Below are 15187 nucleotides of genomic sequence, written 5' to 3'. Positions count from 1 at the left end.
TTCAGAGCATCGAACGCAGCAGGTCGCGGGCCTGTTGCTGGCTGATTTCCCGGCGGGCCAGGCGGTCGAGAATGTCTTGTGGCGTCACCGCGGGCGCAGCGTGCGGTGGCGCCGGCAGCGGTGGGCTGCTCACTGTGGGCGGCGTACTGATCCAGTAGCGACGACGCAAGAATTCATAGCCGGGCAGCGGCACCTTTCGCCACGCCTGGGTCGCCGCTGGCGGTGTCGCGGGCAGGTGCGCATCGAGCCAGGTGCGGGCCAGGGCCGCACACTCGGGCGCAGGGGCCGGGCCACTGAGCAGCACCCGTGCGTCGTCGCCCGGCGGGTTCATCAACCATTCGCTCAACTGCCGGCGCAGCGCATCGAAGTCGTCGGCCACCACGGCCAACCGTGCTTGCTCGAACGCCTGGCGCCCGTGCAGCAGGGTGCTGGCGACATCCCGCGTGGTGAAGCAGCGCAGGCCCAGGTAGTGCTCGGGGTGCTGCGGTGCCAGGGCGTGTTCATGCTCCAGGCAGTCGACAAAGCGCTGCAGGTAGCTGCGCAGTTGCCCGGCGCTGTGCGCGCTGAATACAAAGGCCTGGGGGCCGGTGGGCGCGGGTGGCGCTTGCAGCGGGGCGTCCTCGATCAGCACATGGGCATTGGCGCCGCCGGCCCCGAACGAACTGATGGCGGCCACCCGTGGCAGGCCATCTGCAGGGTCCGGCCAGTCGGCCAGGCGCTGCTGCACCACGAAGGGCGTGTTGCTGAAATCGATGTTCGGGTTCAGCGGCTGGGCATGGATGGACGGCGCCAGTTGCCGGTGCTTGAACTGCAGCAGCACCTTGGTCAACGCGGCCATGCCGGCGGCCGATTCCAGGTGGCCGATATTGGCCTTGATCGAGCCGATGGGGCAGCGCCACTCGCTGGGTACCTGGGCGGCCAGGGCCTTGCCCAGGCCACGGATCTCGATCGGGTCGCCCAGGCTGGTGCCGGTGCCGTGGGCCTCGATATAGCCCAGCCTGGCGGCGGGCAGGCCCGAGCGCTGCAGGGCGCGGCCGATCACCTGGGCCTGCGATTCGGCGTTGGGCACGGTATAGCCCGAGGTGCGCCCGCCATGGTTGAGCTCGCTGCCACGGATCACCCCGTACACGTGGTCGCCGTCGCGCAGGGCCTGGGCCAGCGGCTTGAGCAGCACCACGCCCACGCCTTCACCCGGCACGTAGCCGTCGCCGCCGGCGCCGAAGCTGCGGCACTGGCCCTGGGTGGAGGCGAAGTTCAGCTCGCACAGCATGCGGTACTTGTACGGGTGCAGCGACAGGTTCACCCCGCCGGCCAGGGCCAGCTCGCAACTGCCGCTGCGAATCAGGTCGCAGGCCAGGTGCAGGCTGGTGAGCGACGACGAACACATGCTGTCGACGGCGAACGAGGGGCCTTCCAGGTCCAGGCAGAACGACACGCGGTTGGCGATCGAGGCATACGAGGAGTTGGTCAGGGTCGCCGGCCGCGCGGGCCAGCTCGACGCACCATAGAACTGGTACTCGCCGTACATCACCCCCGCGACCACCCCCACGCGGCGTCGCTCGACGCCCGGCTGGCGCGGCCCGCACAGGCTCTGCGGGGTATAGCCGGCGTCTTCCACGGCATGCCAGGCGGTTTGCAGAAACAGGCGCTCCTGCGGGTCCATGCGCTCGGCGTCGCGCGGCGAGATGCCGAAGAACAGCGGGTCGAAGCAGTCGAAATCATCCACCAGGCCGCCCCAGCGCGCATACAGCTGGTCGTCGCCGCCCGGTTGCTCCCAGCGCGAGGTCACTTCGCTGATCAGGTCATCGCCGGCCGCCAGGTGCTGCCACAGCGCCTGGGCATCGCGTGCGCCCGGGTAGCGCCCGGCCAGGCCGATGATCGCGATGTCCTGGCGTTGGGTGTCGGCAGTGCCCTGCGTGACCACCGACAGCGCGGGTGCTGGCGGCTCGACCACCACGGGGCCCGGTGCCAGCCGGGCGACTTCGGCCGGGTGCTCGTTGCCGAGCAGGGCGGCCAGCTCGCGCAGGCTGCGCACTTCGAACAGCACGGTCTTCGACAGGGTGGGGAAGTGCTGTTCAAGCCGGCCGTTGAGTTCCATCACCAGGATCGAGTCCAGGCCGAATACCTCCAGCGAGGTGTCGGGGTCGACCTTGTCCAGCGGCGTGGCCGTCACCTCGGCCAGTTGACGGGTGAGGTAGTCGAGCAGGCAGGGCGCGTCGCTGGGCGCCTGCGGCGCGACCTGCACAGGCGGCGCCTCGATGCCGAACAACCGAGCAACCGCGTCGCGCTTGCCGCACACCGGGATCAACACCGCTTGCGCCAAGGCGAGGCAGCGCAGGAACGTGGCCACCCCCTGATCGCTCGGCAACAGGGCCAGGCCATGGCGAGCCAGCCATTGGCGCACCGGCGCCGGGGCCTGCATGCCGTTGTCGGTCTGCCACAGTGGCCAGGCAATCGACAGCGAGCGGCCCTGGCGCTGGCCGCTGGCACAGCGCTGCTGGCGGGCCTGCACGAAGCGGTCGAGCCAGGCGTTGGCCAGCGCGTAGGCGCTCTGCCCGACATTGCCGTACACCCCGGCCAGCGACGAGCACACCATGAACAGTTTCAGCGGGTCATCGGCGGTGGCTGCATCCAGATGGCGGGCGGCCAGGGTCTTGCCCTGGAGTACGCTGGCGCGCTCCTGGGCAGGTTGCCGCAGGAAGAACCCGTCCTGCAGAACCCCGGCGCAGTGAATCACCCCGTGGCAGGCGCCGTAGCGCTGGCGAATGCTGGCCAGGGCAGCGTGCAACGAGTCGGCATCGGCGCAGTCGGCCTGCCAGTAGGCGGCATCGTCGGCGCCCAGGTGCGTGAGGCGCTCCAGCCATCGGGCAGCGTCTGCATCGAGGGCGCGACGGCCCAGCACGGCCAGGCGCAGGCCGCCGAGGCTCGCCAGCGCTTCACCCAGTGCACGGCCGACGGCCCCCAGCCCGCCGCTGATCACCAGCACATCGCCGGCGCTCAGTTGCGTCGGCGCTGTGCCGGCACCCGGGGTGACAAAGCGCAGGCTCGCCACGCGGCGTTGCCCTTCGCACAGCGATACCCGGTTGACACCGGGCTGCGCAGCCGCAAGCAGTTCGTGCGCCAGCGCTTCACGCTCTGCGCTGCCGGGCTGGTGGCTGGTTTCGATCAGGTTGGCGCTCAGGCTGGGAATCTCCTGCACCACCGAGCGCAGCAGCCCTTCAAGGGCACTGACAGGGCCGGGGTGCAGCACGATCCGGGTATGCAGCGCGGGGGTGCTCTGGCCCTGGCACAGGTGGCGCAGCAGGTCTGCGGTGGCCAGGGCGGCGTCCAGCCCTTCGCCCAGGCCGGCGTCCTGGCTGCCGGTGCTGCGCAGGTCGATCAGCAGGCGTGCGGGTACCTGCTGCTGGCTGGTCAGCAGGCGCAGCAACAGGTCGATGTGGTGCGCATCGCCCAGGTCGGCCTCGACGGTGCGTGGTGAGGTGTAGTGGAACTGCTGCGCGGGTACCAGTCGCCAGGCGGCGTCACGCAGTTGCGCGGGTAACTGGGCGAAGGCTTGCGGGTCGTCGCACAGCAGCAGTGTGGTGGGCATCGGCCCGGGCGCGGCCGGGGCGGCGGGCTGGTGCTGCCAGTAGGGTTCGAGCAGATGCACGGCATGCTCGGGGTCGACGCGGTACTCGCGAAAGGCAAAGGCCTCGATGTCCATCAGCACCTGGCCGTCTGCATCGAACACCCGGAAGTCGTACAGGCGCATCTGGCTGCCCTGGGCAGCACGCGGGCGCACGTGCACGAAGCAGCGCTCGGTCAAGGGCCGGTAGCCGTGCAGGGCCTGGCAGGCGTAGGGCACGAAGGTGGTGTCGATCTGTGCATTGCCCTGGGCGGCGGTGACGAAGGCGCTTTGCAGCACCGCATCGAGCAACGCCGGGTCCAGCGTGCTCAGCGGTTCGCCCTGGCGCTGCTCGGGGCGCCAGTGCAGTTCGGTAAGCGCCTGTTGCTCGCCCAGCCACGCGCCGGCAATGCAGCGCAGGGTGGGGCCGTAGGCGATGCCCAGGCGCTCGAGGGTGGGGTACAGCGCGTCGAGGGCCAGCGGCCGGGTGCACTCGCTGCGCACCTGCGCCAGGCTTGGCAGGCTGTCGGCGGGCACCTGCACGGCGCGGCACTCGCCACGAAAGCTCGGGGTGGGGTCACTGGCCGGCAGCGGCTGGAACGCCAGGCGCACACCGTCGTGGGTGCGCTCGCTGCGGCATTCGATGCTGCGCTGCTGGCCGGGCTCGACGCGGATCGGGCTGGCCCAGGTCAGCTTGTGCAGGGTCAGCGGCAGGTCCAGGCCGTGGCGGCGCGCCTGGTTGCAGCACAAGTCGATGTAGGCGGCGGCGGGCAGCACCGGCTGGCCCTGCACCACATGGTCGCGCAGAAAGAACTGGCCGGCATCCAGGTGCAGCTGGGTGCTGGCGTGGGGCGCGGCCGACGCCACACGCGGCACCCAGTAGCGGTCCCTGGCAAAGGGGTAGAGCGGCGCGGCCAGTGGGCTGGGCGGCTGCGGCCAGAAGCGGCCCCAGCGGGCGAGCGTGCCGTCTACCCAGGCCGCTGCCAGTTCATCGGGGGCGCTGGCGCTCAGCTCGCGCGTTGGTGTGCCGTGCAGCAGCCGGCCCTGATAGCCCCCCGGCATCGATTGCACGAAGCGCTCCAGGCCAGCCTGCAACTGCGTCAAGTCGGCAGCTACCAGCGCGAAGCGATGGTCGAACGCCGGGCGGCAGCATTGCAGGGTGTAGGCGAGCTGGTTGGCCGATGCGTCGGGGTGGCGTTGCAACCAGGCCAGCAGGGCGGTGGCCTGTTCGCGCACTTGCGCTTGGCTGCGCGCCGACAGCGGGTACACCGCCGGGCCCGTGCTGGCGCTCGACGGTGTGGGTTCGGGGGCCTGTTCGACAATCACATGGGCATTGGCGCCGCCAGCGCCGAACGAGCTGATGCCGGCGCGGCGCGGGCCGTTGTCGCTGGTCCAATCGCGCGTGTCACGCACGATCTGCAGGTGGCTGTGCTCGAACCCGGCGTCGGGGTTCAGCACCCTGGCATGCAGCGACGGCGCCAGGCGCCGGTGCTGCAACTGGAGCACCACCTTGCTCAGCCCGGCCATGCCGGCGGCCGCTTCAAGGTGGCCGAAATTGGCCTTGATCGAGCCGACATGGCAGGTCGCCGAGTGTTGCCCGCCCAGTGCCTGCCTGAGCCCTTGCAACTCGATGGGGTCGCCCAGGCGCGTGCCGGTGCCGTGGGCTTCGATGTAGCTGATGCTGGCGGCCGGTACCCTGGCATCGGCCAGCGCCCGCTCGATCAGCGCGGCCTGGGCACCGGCGCTGGGCACGGTGTAGCCGTTGGTGCGCCCGCTGTGGTTGATCGCACTGCCCTTGATCACTGCCAGTATCCGGTCGCCGTCGCGCCGGGCCACCTCGAGCGGCTTGAGCACCACGGCCGCAACCCCTTCACCGGGCACGAAACCGTCCGCCTCGCTGCCGAACGCATGGCAACGTCCGGTGGGCGAGAGCATGTGCTGCTGGCACAACTGCACGTACTTGGCGGGGTGGGTGTAGAGGTTGACCGCACCCACCAGCGCTGCCCGGCACTCGCCCTTGCGCAGGCTGTCGATGGCGCTGTGCAATGCCGTGAGCGATGACGAGCAGGCGGTGTCGATGGCCAGGCTCGGCCCGCACAAGTCTAGGGCGAACGACACCCGGTTGGCCACCGACCACGGCAGGCCACTGGGGATCGCCGGTTGCCCGGCCTGCCACAGGGCAGGGCCGAGCAGGGGGTAGGTGTTGCTGGTGATCCCGACGAACACGCCGACATCCAGCGCACCCTGGGCGCCGCGCAGCAACTGGCCGCGCTCGCCCAGGTGGCCGCTGTCTTCCAGGGCATGCCAGGCGCATTCGAGAAACAGCCGCTCCTGCGGGTCGAGGCAGGCGGCTTCACGCGGGGCGATGGCGAAGAACTGCGCATCGAACCGATCGATATCGGGTAGAAAACCGCCCCATTTGGCATAGCTCAGGCCGCTGCTGCGGGCGTCGCTGCCCGCGGCGAAAAAACCGTCCAGCGGCCAGCGCTCGGCGGGTATCTCGCTCACCGAGTCGACACCCGCCAGCAGGTTGCGCCACAGCGCATCCAGGTCGTCGGCACCGGGGAAGCGGCCATGCAGGCCGACAATGGCGATATCGCCAGCGGGCTCCTCGTTGCACGGCGCCAGGGGGGCAATCGAGGGCCAGGCCTCGACGCCTGCGGCTGGTGGGGGCGGGTTGGGCGGGCGGCCCTGCAGGTAGCTGGCGCTGGCCTGCGGATGCTCGCGCAGCAGGTGCGTGGCAACGTCGCGGATGCAGCGGCAGTCGAACAGCAGGGTCTTGTTCAGGTCGGCGAAGAGGGGCTGGATCAGCTCGTTGAAATTCAGGATGGCCAGCGACGTGAGGCCGATTTCGTGGAAGGGCGCATCGTTGTACAGGGTGTGGGCCTCGACACCGGTCGCCTGCTCCAGCAGTTGACGCACCAGATCCATCAAGGCGGCGTGCGAACGGGCTTCCTCGGTATCGAGCATCTTCAATTCCTGAATAAAAGTTGGCAGACGACGGGCAGGCACACAGAGGCCGACGCCGCGGTGGCGTCAGCCTTCAAGTGGCTGGGTCAGGTATTAAAGGGTAATGCTGGTGGTGGGGTAGAACAGCATGTTCAATACGAACAGAATCATCCAGAAGCCGATTTCCAGTGTTTCGGTAATAGGCTGAATACGTTTTATCGCGCCATAGACATGCACCACAAACATCAGGGTGAATACCACGAAGAGTATGTCGAAGGCATAACTGAAACTGGTGCCGGTGGTGGCCGAGCGCAACATGGCCACTTCAACCACCAGAATGAACGCGCCCAGGCAGCGGCCGAAATAGATGGCCAGGTGGGTATGTTCCGGGATGGTCCATTGCATCAGGCGCGCCCAGGTGAGTGGCGCAATGAAGATCGGCAGGGCGAAGAACAGCGTGGTCACGATCATCAGGATGGTGATGTACACACTACTGTATTGCGCATAGTAGCCAAGCATCGGCGAACTCCTTGTTCAATTGTTATTGTTGTTATTCATCGTGGGGTTTTGCTGGGGGCAAGCATTGCGAGGGCGGTACTTGTGTGTCAAGCAAGCCGCGGTGGGGGAATACCAAAGAAGGGGAGCCGGGTCGAGAGTCGTACTACTTAGGGCGCGAGACTTAAAACGTTATCAACCGCTTCACGGCAGGTGAAGTTATCAAGTAATAACCGGGTGAATAAAGTTTTATTTATCCGATAGTTGCGAGCCCTGCCGGCACATGACCGTCAGGGCCCACTCGCTCGCCGCCTACCACAAACCCGCTGCAGCCCCTCAGGAAAAAAATGCAGGATGTTGTGCGCAGAAATCGCTTGAGGTGGCCGGCCTTGCCGTCCAAGGTGCCACCCTGATAGCCATTGCCTGAAAAAGGCTGAAGCGTGCGGCGCAGGCACATGACGATGCCTGCGTGAGGAGCGGCCTTCTGCAAGCGTGACGCGTCATCTCGCTGCAGAACGTTGCCGTCTTCTCCCAATAATAAGAGAGGTAAAGGAAATGCAATCCAACAGTCTCAAGCAGAGCCTGAAGCAACGTCACATCACCATGATCGCGCTGGGGGGCGTGATCGGGGCCGGGCTTTTCATGGGCTCCGGCTCGCTGATCGCGTCGGCCGGCCCCGCCGCGATCCTGTCGTATTTCATCGGCGGCATCGTGGTCACCCTGGTGATGTTCATGCTTGGCGAGATGGCCTGCCGCACCCCCGATGCGGGGTCGTTCTCCACCTACGCCAACATGTACCTGGGCGAGTGGGCCGGCTTTACCGTCGGCTGGCTGTACTGGTTCAAGTCGATGATGACGATCACCCTGGAGGCCGTGCTGCTGGGCGCCATCCTGCATGATTTTCTGCCCTGGCTGCCGATCTGGGCGGGCGCGTTCATCATGTTGGTGACCCTGATGGCGAGCAACGCCTACTCGGTGAAGTCGTTCGCCGAAGTGGAGTACTGGCTGGCCGCGCTGAAGGTCGCCACCATCCTCATCTTCATGCTGCTGGGCGTGTCGATTCTGCTCGGCCTGCACAGCGACATTCCGTCCCCTGGCCTGGTGAACCTGACCGCGCACGACGGCTTCATGCCCAATGGCCTGTCGCCGGTGATGGCGGGGGTGATCGTGGTGATCTTCTCGCTGGGCGGCAGTGAAATCGCCGCCGTGGCGGCTGGCGAGTCCGAGAACCCGCGCCGCAACGTGATCCGCGCGATCAAGAGCGTGATCCTGCGCGTGATGCTGTTCTACGTGGGCTCGGTGTCGATCCTGATCCTGTGCCTGCCGTGGACCGACAAGGCCAACCTGGCGTCGCCCTATGTGTCGCTGTTCACCCTGGCCGGGTTCGGTGGCGCGGCGGTGGCGATGAAGATCGTGCTGTTCGTCTCGTTCATGTCGGTGATGAACTCGTTCATGTTCTCCAACTCGCGCATGCTGTTCTCCCTGAGCCAGCGTGGGCATGCGCCCAAGCTGTTCTCGCACACCACGGCCAAGGGCGTGCCGCTCAATGCCTTGCTGCTCAGCCTGTGCATCTGCCTGACGATTCTGACCGTGCACTTTCTCAGCGGCGGCGACCTGTTCATGACCCTGGCCAAGAGCAGCGGCACCTTCGTGATGATCGTGTGGATCTTCATCATCATTGCCCACCTGGCCATGCGCCTGAAAACCCGTCACGAACCGGTCGACCCCAAGGCCTTCCGCGCCTGGTTCTTCCCTTATGCCAACGTCGTGGCACTGCTTGCGCTGCTCGCCGTGATCGGCAGCCAGGCCATCGACCCGGCATCACGCCTGCAACTGTGGTTCATCGCGGCCACCACGGTGCTGGTGGTGGTGGCCTATTTCGTGAAGCGCAATCGGGTGGCCGACAAACCGGCGGCTTACGTGCAAGCCGAGTAAGCCGTGGCAAGGGTGTAGGAGCCAGCCTTGCTGGCGATGCCCGGCCATGCCGGGCCAGGGGGGCTGTACGCACCATCGCCGGCAAGGCCGGCTCCTGCAGGCCGCTTTACCAGAACCCTGCCGGCGCCTGCAGCGCAGCCCTGAACACCTCGATTGCCCGCTCCACATCTGCCATCTCGGTATACCGCCCCACGCTCACCCGCACACTGCTCAGCGCCTGGCCGGCATCCAGCCCCAGTGCCAGCAGCACATGCGAAGGGGCCTGGGTGGCCGAGCTGCACGCGGAGGTCGACGACAGCGCCAGGCTGCCGGCCACCTGCGCGCTGTTGAACCCGCTGCGGCTGATGCACAGGTTCAAGGTGTGCGGGACACGCTGCTGCGCGCACCCATTCAGGGTCACGCCCGGCAGGGCCAGCAAGCCTTCACGCAGGCGCTGGCTCAGTTGCTCGATGCGCATGCTTTGCGCATCACCTTGCACGCCCGCCAGCTCGAACGCCGCGCCCATGCCCACAATCTGATGCGTGGCCAGCGTACCCGAGCGCATACCGCCCTCGTGCCCGCCGCCATGCATCTGCGCCTGCAGCACGGGGCGCGCACGCGGGCCGACGTAGAGCGCACCGATGCCTTTGGGCCCATAGACCTTGTGCGCCGAAAACGACATCAGGTCGACCGCCAGCGTGCCCAGGTCGATGGCCACCTTACCCACCGCCTGCGCCGCGTCCACGTGCAGCAGTGCGCCGTGTTCGCGCACGATGTCGCCGATGCGGGCGATGTCGGTGAGGGTGCCGAGTTCGTTGTTCACCCACATCAACGACACCAGTGCGGTGTCCTCGCGCAAGGCCGCCTGCACGGCCTCGGGCTGGATCAGCCCCTGTGCATCGGGCTTGAGCCAGGTGACCGTGTGGCCCTGGCGCTCCAGTTCATGGGCGGTGTCGATCACCGCCTTGTGCTCCAGGCAACTGGTGATCAGGTGACGGCGCCCAGGCTGGCCCTGGGCAATGCCTTTGAGGGCCAGGTTGTTGGACTCGGTGGCGCCCGAGGTCCATACAAGGGCGTGTGCGGTAGCGCCAACCCGGTCGGCCACTTGCTGGCGCGCGTGGTCCACGGCCTGTCGGGCGGCCTGGCCATAGCTGTGGCCAGTGGAGGCGGGGTTGCCGAAATTGCCCTGGCGGCCGAGGCAGGCCAGCATGGCTTCGATCACCCGGTCATCGACCGGAGTAGTGGCGGCGTAGTCGAGGTACAGCGGTAGTTCTGGCATGGTCATCGTCTTTTTGTGCACGTGAAGGGCAGGTAGGTAGCCTACCGACGATGACGGAGAAAATTTTTGACTGTTGTTCGGTTTTTTTGGTGTTTGTAGAAAAAATCTTCTATTTGAATCCAAAGAGTTAGTATTTTTTTCGTTATAGCGCGCCGCCGACCGTATTCATGCCTAAACCGTTGCGCCTCGCCAACCGCATCACACCCTGAACATCGCCATCAGCCCCTGCTGATGATTGGCCAGCCGGTTGAGTGTCTGGCTGATCTGCGCCGATTCCTCGGCTTGCCCGGACAACGATTCGGTCACGTCGCGAATGCTCGCCACGTTGCGGTTCACTTCCTCGGCCACGGCACTCTGTTCCTCCGCCGCCGAAGCGATCTGCAGGTTCATGTCGGTGATCACCGCCACCGCATCGCCAATGCGCTGCAGGGCCGGCAATGCCTGCTCCACACGCGCCGCGCTGTCCTGCGCCTGGCGGTGGCTGTTGTGCATGGCCTCCACCACCTCGCGGGTGCCTTGCTGCAACCCTTCTATATCGACGCGAATCTCGTCCACCGAGTCCTGGGTGCGCTTGGCCAGGTTGCGCACTTCATCGGCCACCACCGCAAAGCCACGCCCGGCTTCCCCCGCTCGCGCTGCCTCGATGGCGGCATTCAATGCCAGCAGGTTGGTCTGCCCGGCAATCGAACGGATCACGTCCAGCACCGAGCCGATCTGCTCGCTGCGCGTGGCCAGGTGTTCCACCTCCTGCATGCTGGTGGTCATCTCGCCGGCCAGTTGTTCGATGGCGCGGGTGGTGTCGCCAATAAGCTCCAGGCCTTCGCGGCTGGCATGGTCGGCGCCGCGTGCAGCCTCGGCGGCCTGCGCGGCGTTGCGCGCCACATCCTGCGCAGTCGCGCTCATCTCGTGCGACGCCGTCGCCACCTGGTCCACCTCGCGGTACTGCTGATGCATGCCGGCGCTGGTCTGGCTGGCCAGTGCCGCCGACTGATCGGCGGTGCCGCGTGCGTCGTGCACCGAGGCCTTCACGTCGGCAATCACCGGCTGCAGCTTGTCGAGAAACCGGTTGAACCAGCCCGCCAGCTCACCCAGCTCGTCCTTGCCCGCATACTCCAGGCGCCGGGTCAGGTCGCCCTCGCCACTGGCGATGTCCTTGAGCATCGCCGCCACGTCCAGTATCGGGCGGGTCACGCCGCGCGCGGTCAGCCAGATCACCAGCAACCCCACCACCGCGGCCACCAGTGCCATCAACAGGCTGCCGAGGTTGGCGCTGGCATTGTAGGTGTCCAGGCGATTGTTGAGTTCCACGGCCGGCGCACGCAGCACCCGCTCGGGCACCTCCAGCAGCACGCTCCACGGCTGGGCACCGGGCACCGGGGCGAACGACTGGCTCACCTGCAGCAGGCCGTTGTCGTTGAATTCGGCCGCCTTGCCGGCACGCATCTGTTCGGCCAGGGCCCTGGAGTCGGTGCCGAACACCTGCTCGAAGTGCTTGCTCAACTGGCCGCTGTCCTCGCTGTGCCCGGCCAGCAGGCCGGTCGCGCTGACGATGCTCACCTGCCCGTTGCCGTCGAACAGGTCCTTGCGTCCCTCCAGGCTCAGCAGCTGCAGGTTGTCCAGGCTGATGTCCACACCCAGCACGCCGATCAGCTTGCCGTTGTGCTTGAGCGGGATGGAGATGCTGGTGGTCAGCGGGGTGCGGTCGCCCACGGTGTCGAAGTAGGGCTCCACCATGCAGGTGTCACCGCTCTCCAGGGTGCAGGTCAGCCAGCGGTTGGAGACCGAGCCATTGGCCGACACGCTGGTGTCGGCGAGCATCGATTCAGGCATCGCCTCGCGCTCCAGGGTGCCGGGGCTGGGCTGCGACCAGTACAACGAGAACCGTCCGGCCTCGTTGCTGCCCGCGCGGGCCTGGTTGACGAAGGCCGCGTCCTTGCCGTCCAGCGCATCGGGCAGGAACACCAGGTACAGCCCGAGCAGTTCGGGGTTGTTGCCCAGCGCCCGTTCGGTTTCGCGGGTCAGGGCCTGGCGCAGGTCGCCATTGCCCTGGGCGCGCAGGTACATCACCAGGTCTGCAAAACCGTTGCCGTACAGGTAGGCGCTCTGGAAGTAGCGCTGGATCTGCGCCGCCTGCAGCTGCGCGTAGGTGTGCAGGCGCAGGCGCGCGTTCTGGTCGAGCATCTGGGTGCTGGCGCTGCTCACCAGCGTGGCGCTGCGCGAGGACTGCACCCGTGTCGCCACCATCAGCACCACCACGACGGCCAGCAGGCACAGGCCCGCCAGCAAGGTGATCTTCCATTGAATTCGCAGGCGACGCAGCAACATGATCAGGTCCTTGATTTCACGGTGTCGAGCAGCAACGGCCCGCTCTGGATCGCGGGTGGGCATCGTTGGGCGGTGCTCGGCAGGGGTGGCGCAGTGATGGCATACAGGAGGCACGGACCATAAGAAAATTGACAGACAAGTGTCAATTAATATTTCCACTTTGAGGCGGGTTGTTCACAGATAAAACGCAAAATTGCCGATTTTTCCGTTTTTTCGCGGGTGATGACTGATGGTTTGTTTATTAAATTAGACAGACTGGTTATCAGCCCAGGCGGAACCATATGTAAATTTCGTAAATAAGATTTAAACCCATTTGAGAATCATTATATTTGGCGTCTCTTTGTGGCAGCCCTGCCGTGCAGGCTGCCCTTGTGCTTGATGTGACGGAGACGTGAAATGCAGTCCAGAAGTACCCCCAACAGCCTGGCCTGGGCCTTTGTCGCGCTGTCATCGCCGGCCCTGATTGCCACCTCGGCCCAGGCCGATGACGAGCAGAACGGCGAGAACACCCTGGTGATCCAGAACACCATGGTCACCGCCGAGCAGGAAGCCAAGCAGGCACTGGGCTCTTCGATCATCACCGCCGAGGACATCAAGCGTCACCCGCCCGCCAACGACCTGTCCGACATCATCCGTCGCGAACCGGGGGTCAACCTCACCGGCAACAGCGCCAGCGGCGCGCGCGGCAACAACCGCCAGATCGACCTGCGCGGCATGGGCCCGGAAAACACCCTGATCCTGATCGACGGCAAGCCCTCCAGCGCCCGCAACGCAGTGCGCTACGGCTGGAACGGCGACCGCGACACCCGTGGCGAAACCAACTGGGTACCGGCCGAGGCGGTGGAGCGCATCGAGATCCTGCGCGGCCCGGCTGCTGCACGCTATGGCTCCGGCGCCATGGGCGGGGTGGTCAACATCATCACCAAGCGCCCCACCCAGGAACTGCAGGGCAACGTCAGCCTGTTCACCACGCTGCCCGAAGACCACGCCGAAGGCGCCAGCAAGCGCACCAACTTCAGCCTCAGCGGCGGCCTCACCGACGACCTGGCGTTCCGTGTGTATGGCGGCCTGGCCAAGACCGACGCCGATGACCTGGACATCAACGCCAAGAGCGCCAACAGCGCGCTGGTGGCCGGCCGCGAAGGCGTGCGCAACAAGGACATCAACGGCCTGCTCAGCTGGCGCCTGAACGATGAGCACCGCCTGGAGCTGGGCAGCGGCTACAGCCGCCAGGGCAACATCTACGCCGGCGACACCATGAACAGCAACGGCGGCGGTGACGTGGAGCGCATCTCCAGCCTGTACGGCCACGAAACCAACGTAATGCAGCGCAGCACCTACGACCTCACGCACCTGGGCGACTTCCAGTGGGGCTCGACCAAGTCGTCGCTGTCGTATGAATACGTGCGCAACTGGCGCCTCAACGAAGGCCTGGCCGGTGGCCCGGAAGGCTCGATCAACGACACCGGTGCCGACATGTCGCGCCTGCGCAACACGCGCCTGTCCAGCGAAGTGAACCTGCCGTTCAGCCTCGACAGCAGCGAACATGTGCTGACCCTGGGTGGCGAGTACCTGTACGAAGTGCTCAACGACAAGGGCTCGCTGCGCCCGCAAAGCTTCGACCCCAGCGGTGGTGCCGGCAATGAAATCGCAGGCTTCGATCGCAGCGACTCGAAGATGTCGGCCAAGAGCTTCGCCCTGTTCGCCGAAGACAACATCGTGATCGGCGACACCACCATCACCCCGGGCCTGCGCCTGGATCACCACGAAGAGTTCGGCGACAACTACAGCCCGAGCCTGAACGTGGCGCACAAGCTCACCGACGACCTCACCGTCAAGGGCGGTATCGCACGGGCCTACAAGACCCCGAACCTGTACCAGGCCAACCCCAACTACCTGCTCTACAGCAAGGGCAACGGTTGCAGCACCCAGCAGACCAACAACGGCGGCTGCTACCTGCAGGGCAACCCCAACCTCGACCCCGAAACCAGCGTCAACAAGGAAATCGGCCTGCTCTACGACCGTGGCACCTGGCGCACCAGCGCGACGTACTTTCGCAACGACTACAAGAACAAGATCATCGGTGGCACCGACGTGATCTACGACATCAACAGCGGTCGCCGCGTGACCCAGTGGGAAAACGCCGGCAAGGCACTGGTGGAAGGGGTGGAAGGCAACTTCTTCGTCGAGCTGACCCCGTCGCTGGACTGGAACACCAACCTCACCCTGATGCTCAACAACGACAACCGCGACACCGGCGAGCCGCTGAGCGTGATTCCCAAGTACACGGTCAACAGCACCCTGGACTGGCGTGCCACCGACAAGCTGTCGTTCCAGGTCGCCGGTACCTACTTCGGCAAGCAGAAGTCGCCGACCTACAACTACCGCACCCAGCAGAACTACGACCTGGATGCCCAGCAGGACGTCGAAGCTTACGGCCTGGTCGATGTGAGCACCGGCTACAAGATCACCAAGAACTACGACGTGCGCTTTGGCGTGAACAACGTGTTCGACAAGCAGATCCACCGGGGTGGCAACGCCAGCAGTTCGGGCGCCAACACCTACAACCAGCCGGGCCGGGCGCTGTTCGCGGCACTGAACATCTCGTTCTGAGCCGCCAT

At 66.0% G+C, this 15187-nt stretch carries 6 protein-coding genes; 2 read left to right on the top strand and 4 right to left on the bottom strand.

The window, feature by feature from the left end:
* Window position 1: 1 nt before the first annotated feature.
* Together QMX96_RS04285 and QMX96_RS04280 are read right to left on the bottom strand one after the other, a co-directional pair.
* Window positions 2-6574 (bottom strand): SDR family NAD(P)-dependent oxidoreductase, encoded by a 6573-nt coding sequence (locus QMX96_RS04285; protein ID WP_282361217.1) that lies wholly within the window; start codon window positions 6572-6574, stop codon window positions 2-4.
* A 93-nt stretch (window positions 6575-6667) separates the two neighbouring features.
* On the bottom strand, window positions 6668-7072 hold the full coding sequence (locus QMX96_RS04280; RefSeq protein WP_282361216.1) for a hypothetical protein: 405 nt from the start codon (window positions 7070-7072) through the stop codon (window positions 6668-6670).
* A gap of 531 nt (window positions 7073-7603) precedes the next feature.
* Here QMX96_RS04280 and QMX96_RS04275 point away from each other — a divergent pair.
* A complete protein-coding gene (locus QMX96_RS04275; RefSeq protein WP_043861150.1) occupies window positions 7604-8983 on the top strand; it encodes an amino acid permease in 1380 nt (459 codons plus the stop codon).
* Window positions 8984-9089: 106 nt separating this feature from the next.
* Here QMX96_RS04275 and QMX96_RS04270 read toward each other — a convergent pair whose 3' ends face one another.
* A complete protein-coding gene (locus QMX96_RS04270; RefSeq protein ID WP_282361215.1) occupies window positions 9090-10241 on the bottom strand; it encodes an aminotransferase class V-fold PLP-dependent enzyme in 1152 nt (383 codons plus the stop codon).
* Window positions 10242-10439: 198 nt separating this feature from the next.
* Window positions 10440-12566, bottom strand: coding sequence for a methyl-accepting chemotaxis protein (locus tag QMX96_RS04265; RefSeq protein ID WP_282361214.1), 2127 nt, complete (start codon window positions 12564-12566; stop codon window positions 10440-10442).
* 396 nt (window positions 12567-12962) lie between these two features.
* Here QMX96_RS04265 and QMX96_RS04260 point away from each other — a divergent pair, with 396 nt between their 5' ends.
* The gene (locus tag QMX96_RS04260; RefSeq protein WP_253086395.1) at window positions 12963-15179 is read left to right on the top strand and encodes a TonB-dependent siderophore receptor; all 2217 of its coding nucleotides are present in this window, start codon (window positions 12963-12965) and stop codon (window positions 15177-15179) included.
* Window positions 15180-15187 lie beyond the last annotated feature (8 nt).

It is taken from the genome of Pseudomonas sp. PS01300 (assembly GCF_029960155.1).
Classification (GTDB): domain Bacteria; phylum Pseudomonadota; class Gammaproteobacteria; order Pseudomonadales; family Pseudomonadaceae; genus Aquipseudomonas; species Aquipseudomonas palmensis.
This window is presented reverse-complemented; position numbering and strand designations above follow the sequence as displayed.

Excerpts from the sequence above, each read along its gene's own strand:
- QMX96_RS04285 (WP_282361217.1), bottom strand. The coding sequence starts at position 6,574 with ATGCTCGATACCGAGGAAGCCCGTTCGCACGCCGCCTTGATGGATCTG.
- QMX96_RS04280 (WP_282361216.1), bottom strand. The coding sequence starts at position 7,072 with ATGCTTGGCTACTATGCGCAATACAGTAGTGTGTACATCACCATCCTG.
- QMX96_RS04275 (WP_043861150.1), top strand. The coding sequence starts at position 7,604 with ATGCAATCCAACAGTCTCAAGCAGAGCCTGAAGCAACGTCACATCACC.
- QMX96_RS04270 (WP_282361215.1), bottom strand. The coding sequence starts at position 10,241 with ATGCCAGAACTACCGCTGTACCTCGACTACGCCGCCACTACTCCGGTC.
- QMX96_RS04265 (WP_282361214.1), bottom strand. The coding sequence starts at position 12,566 with ATGTTGCTGCGTCGCCTGCGAATTCAATGGAAGATCACCTTGCTGGCG.
- QMX96_RS04260 (WP_253086395.1), top strand. The coding sequence starts at position 12,963 with ATGCAGTCCAGAAGTACCCCCAACAGCCTGGCCTGGGCCTTTGTCGCG.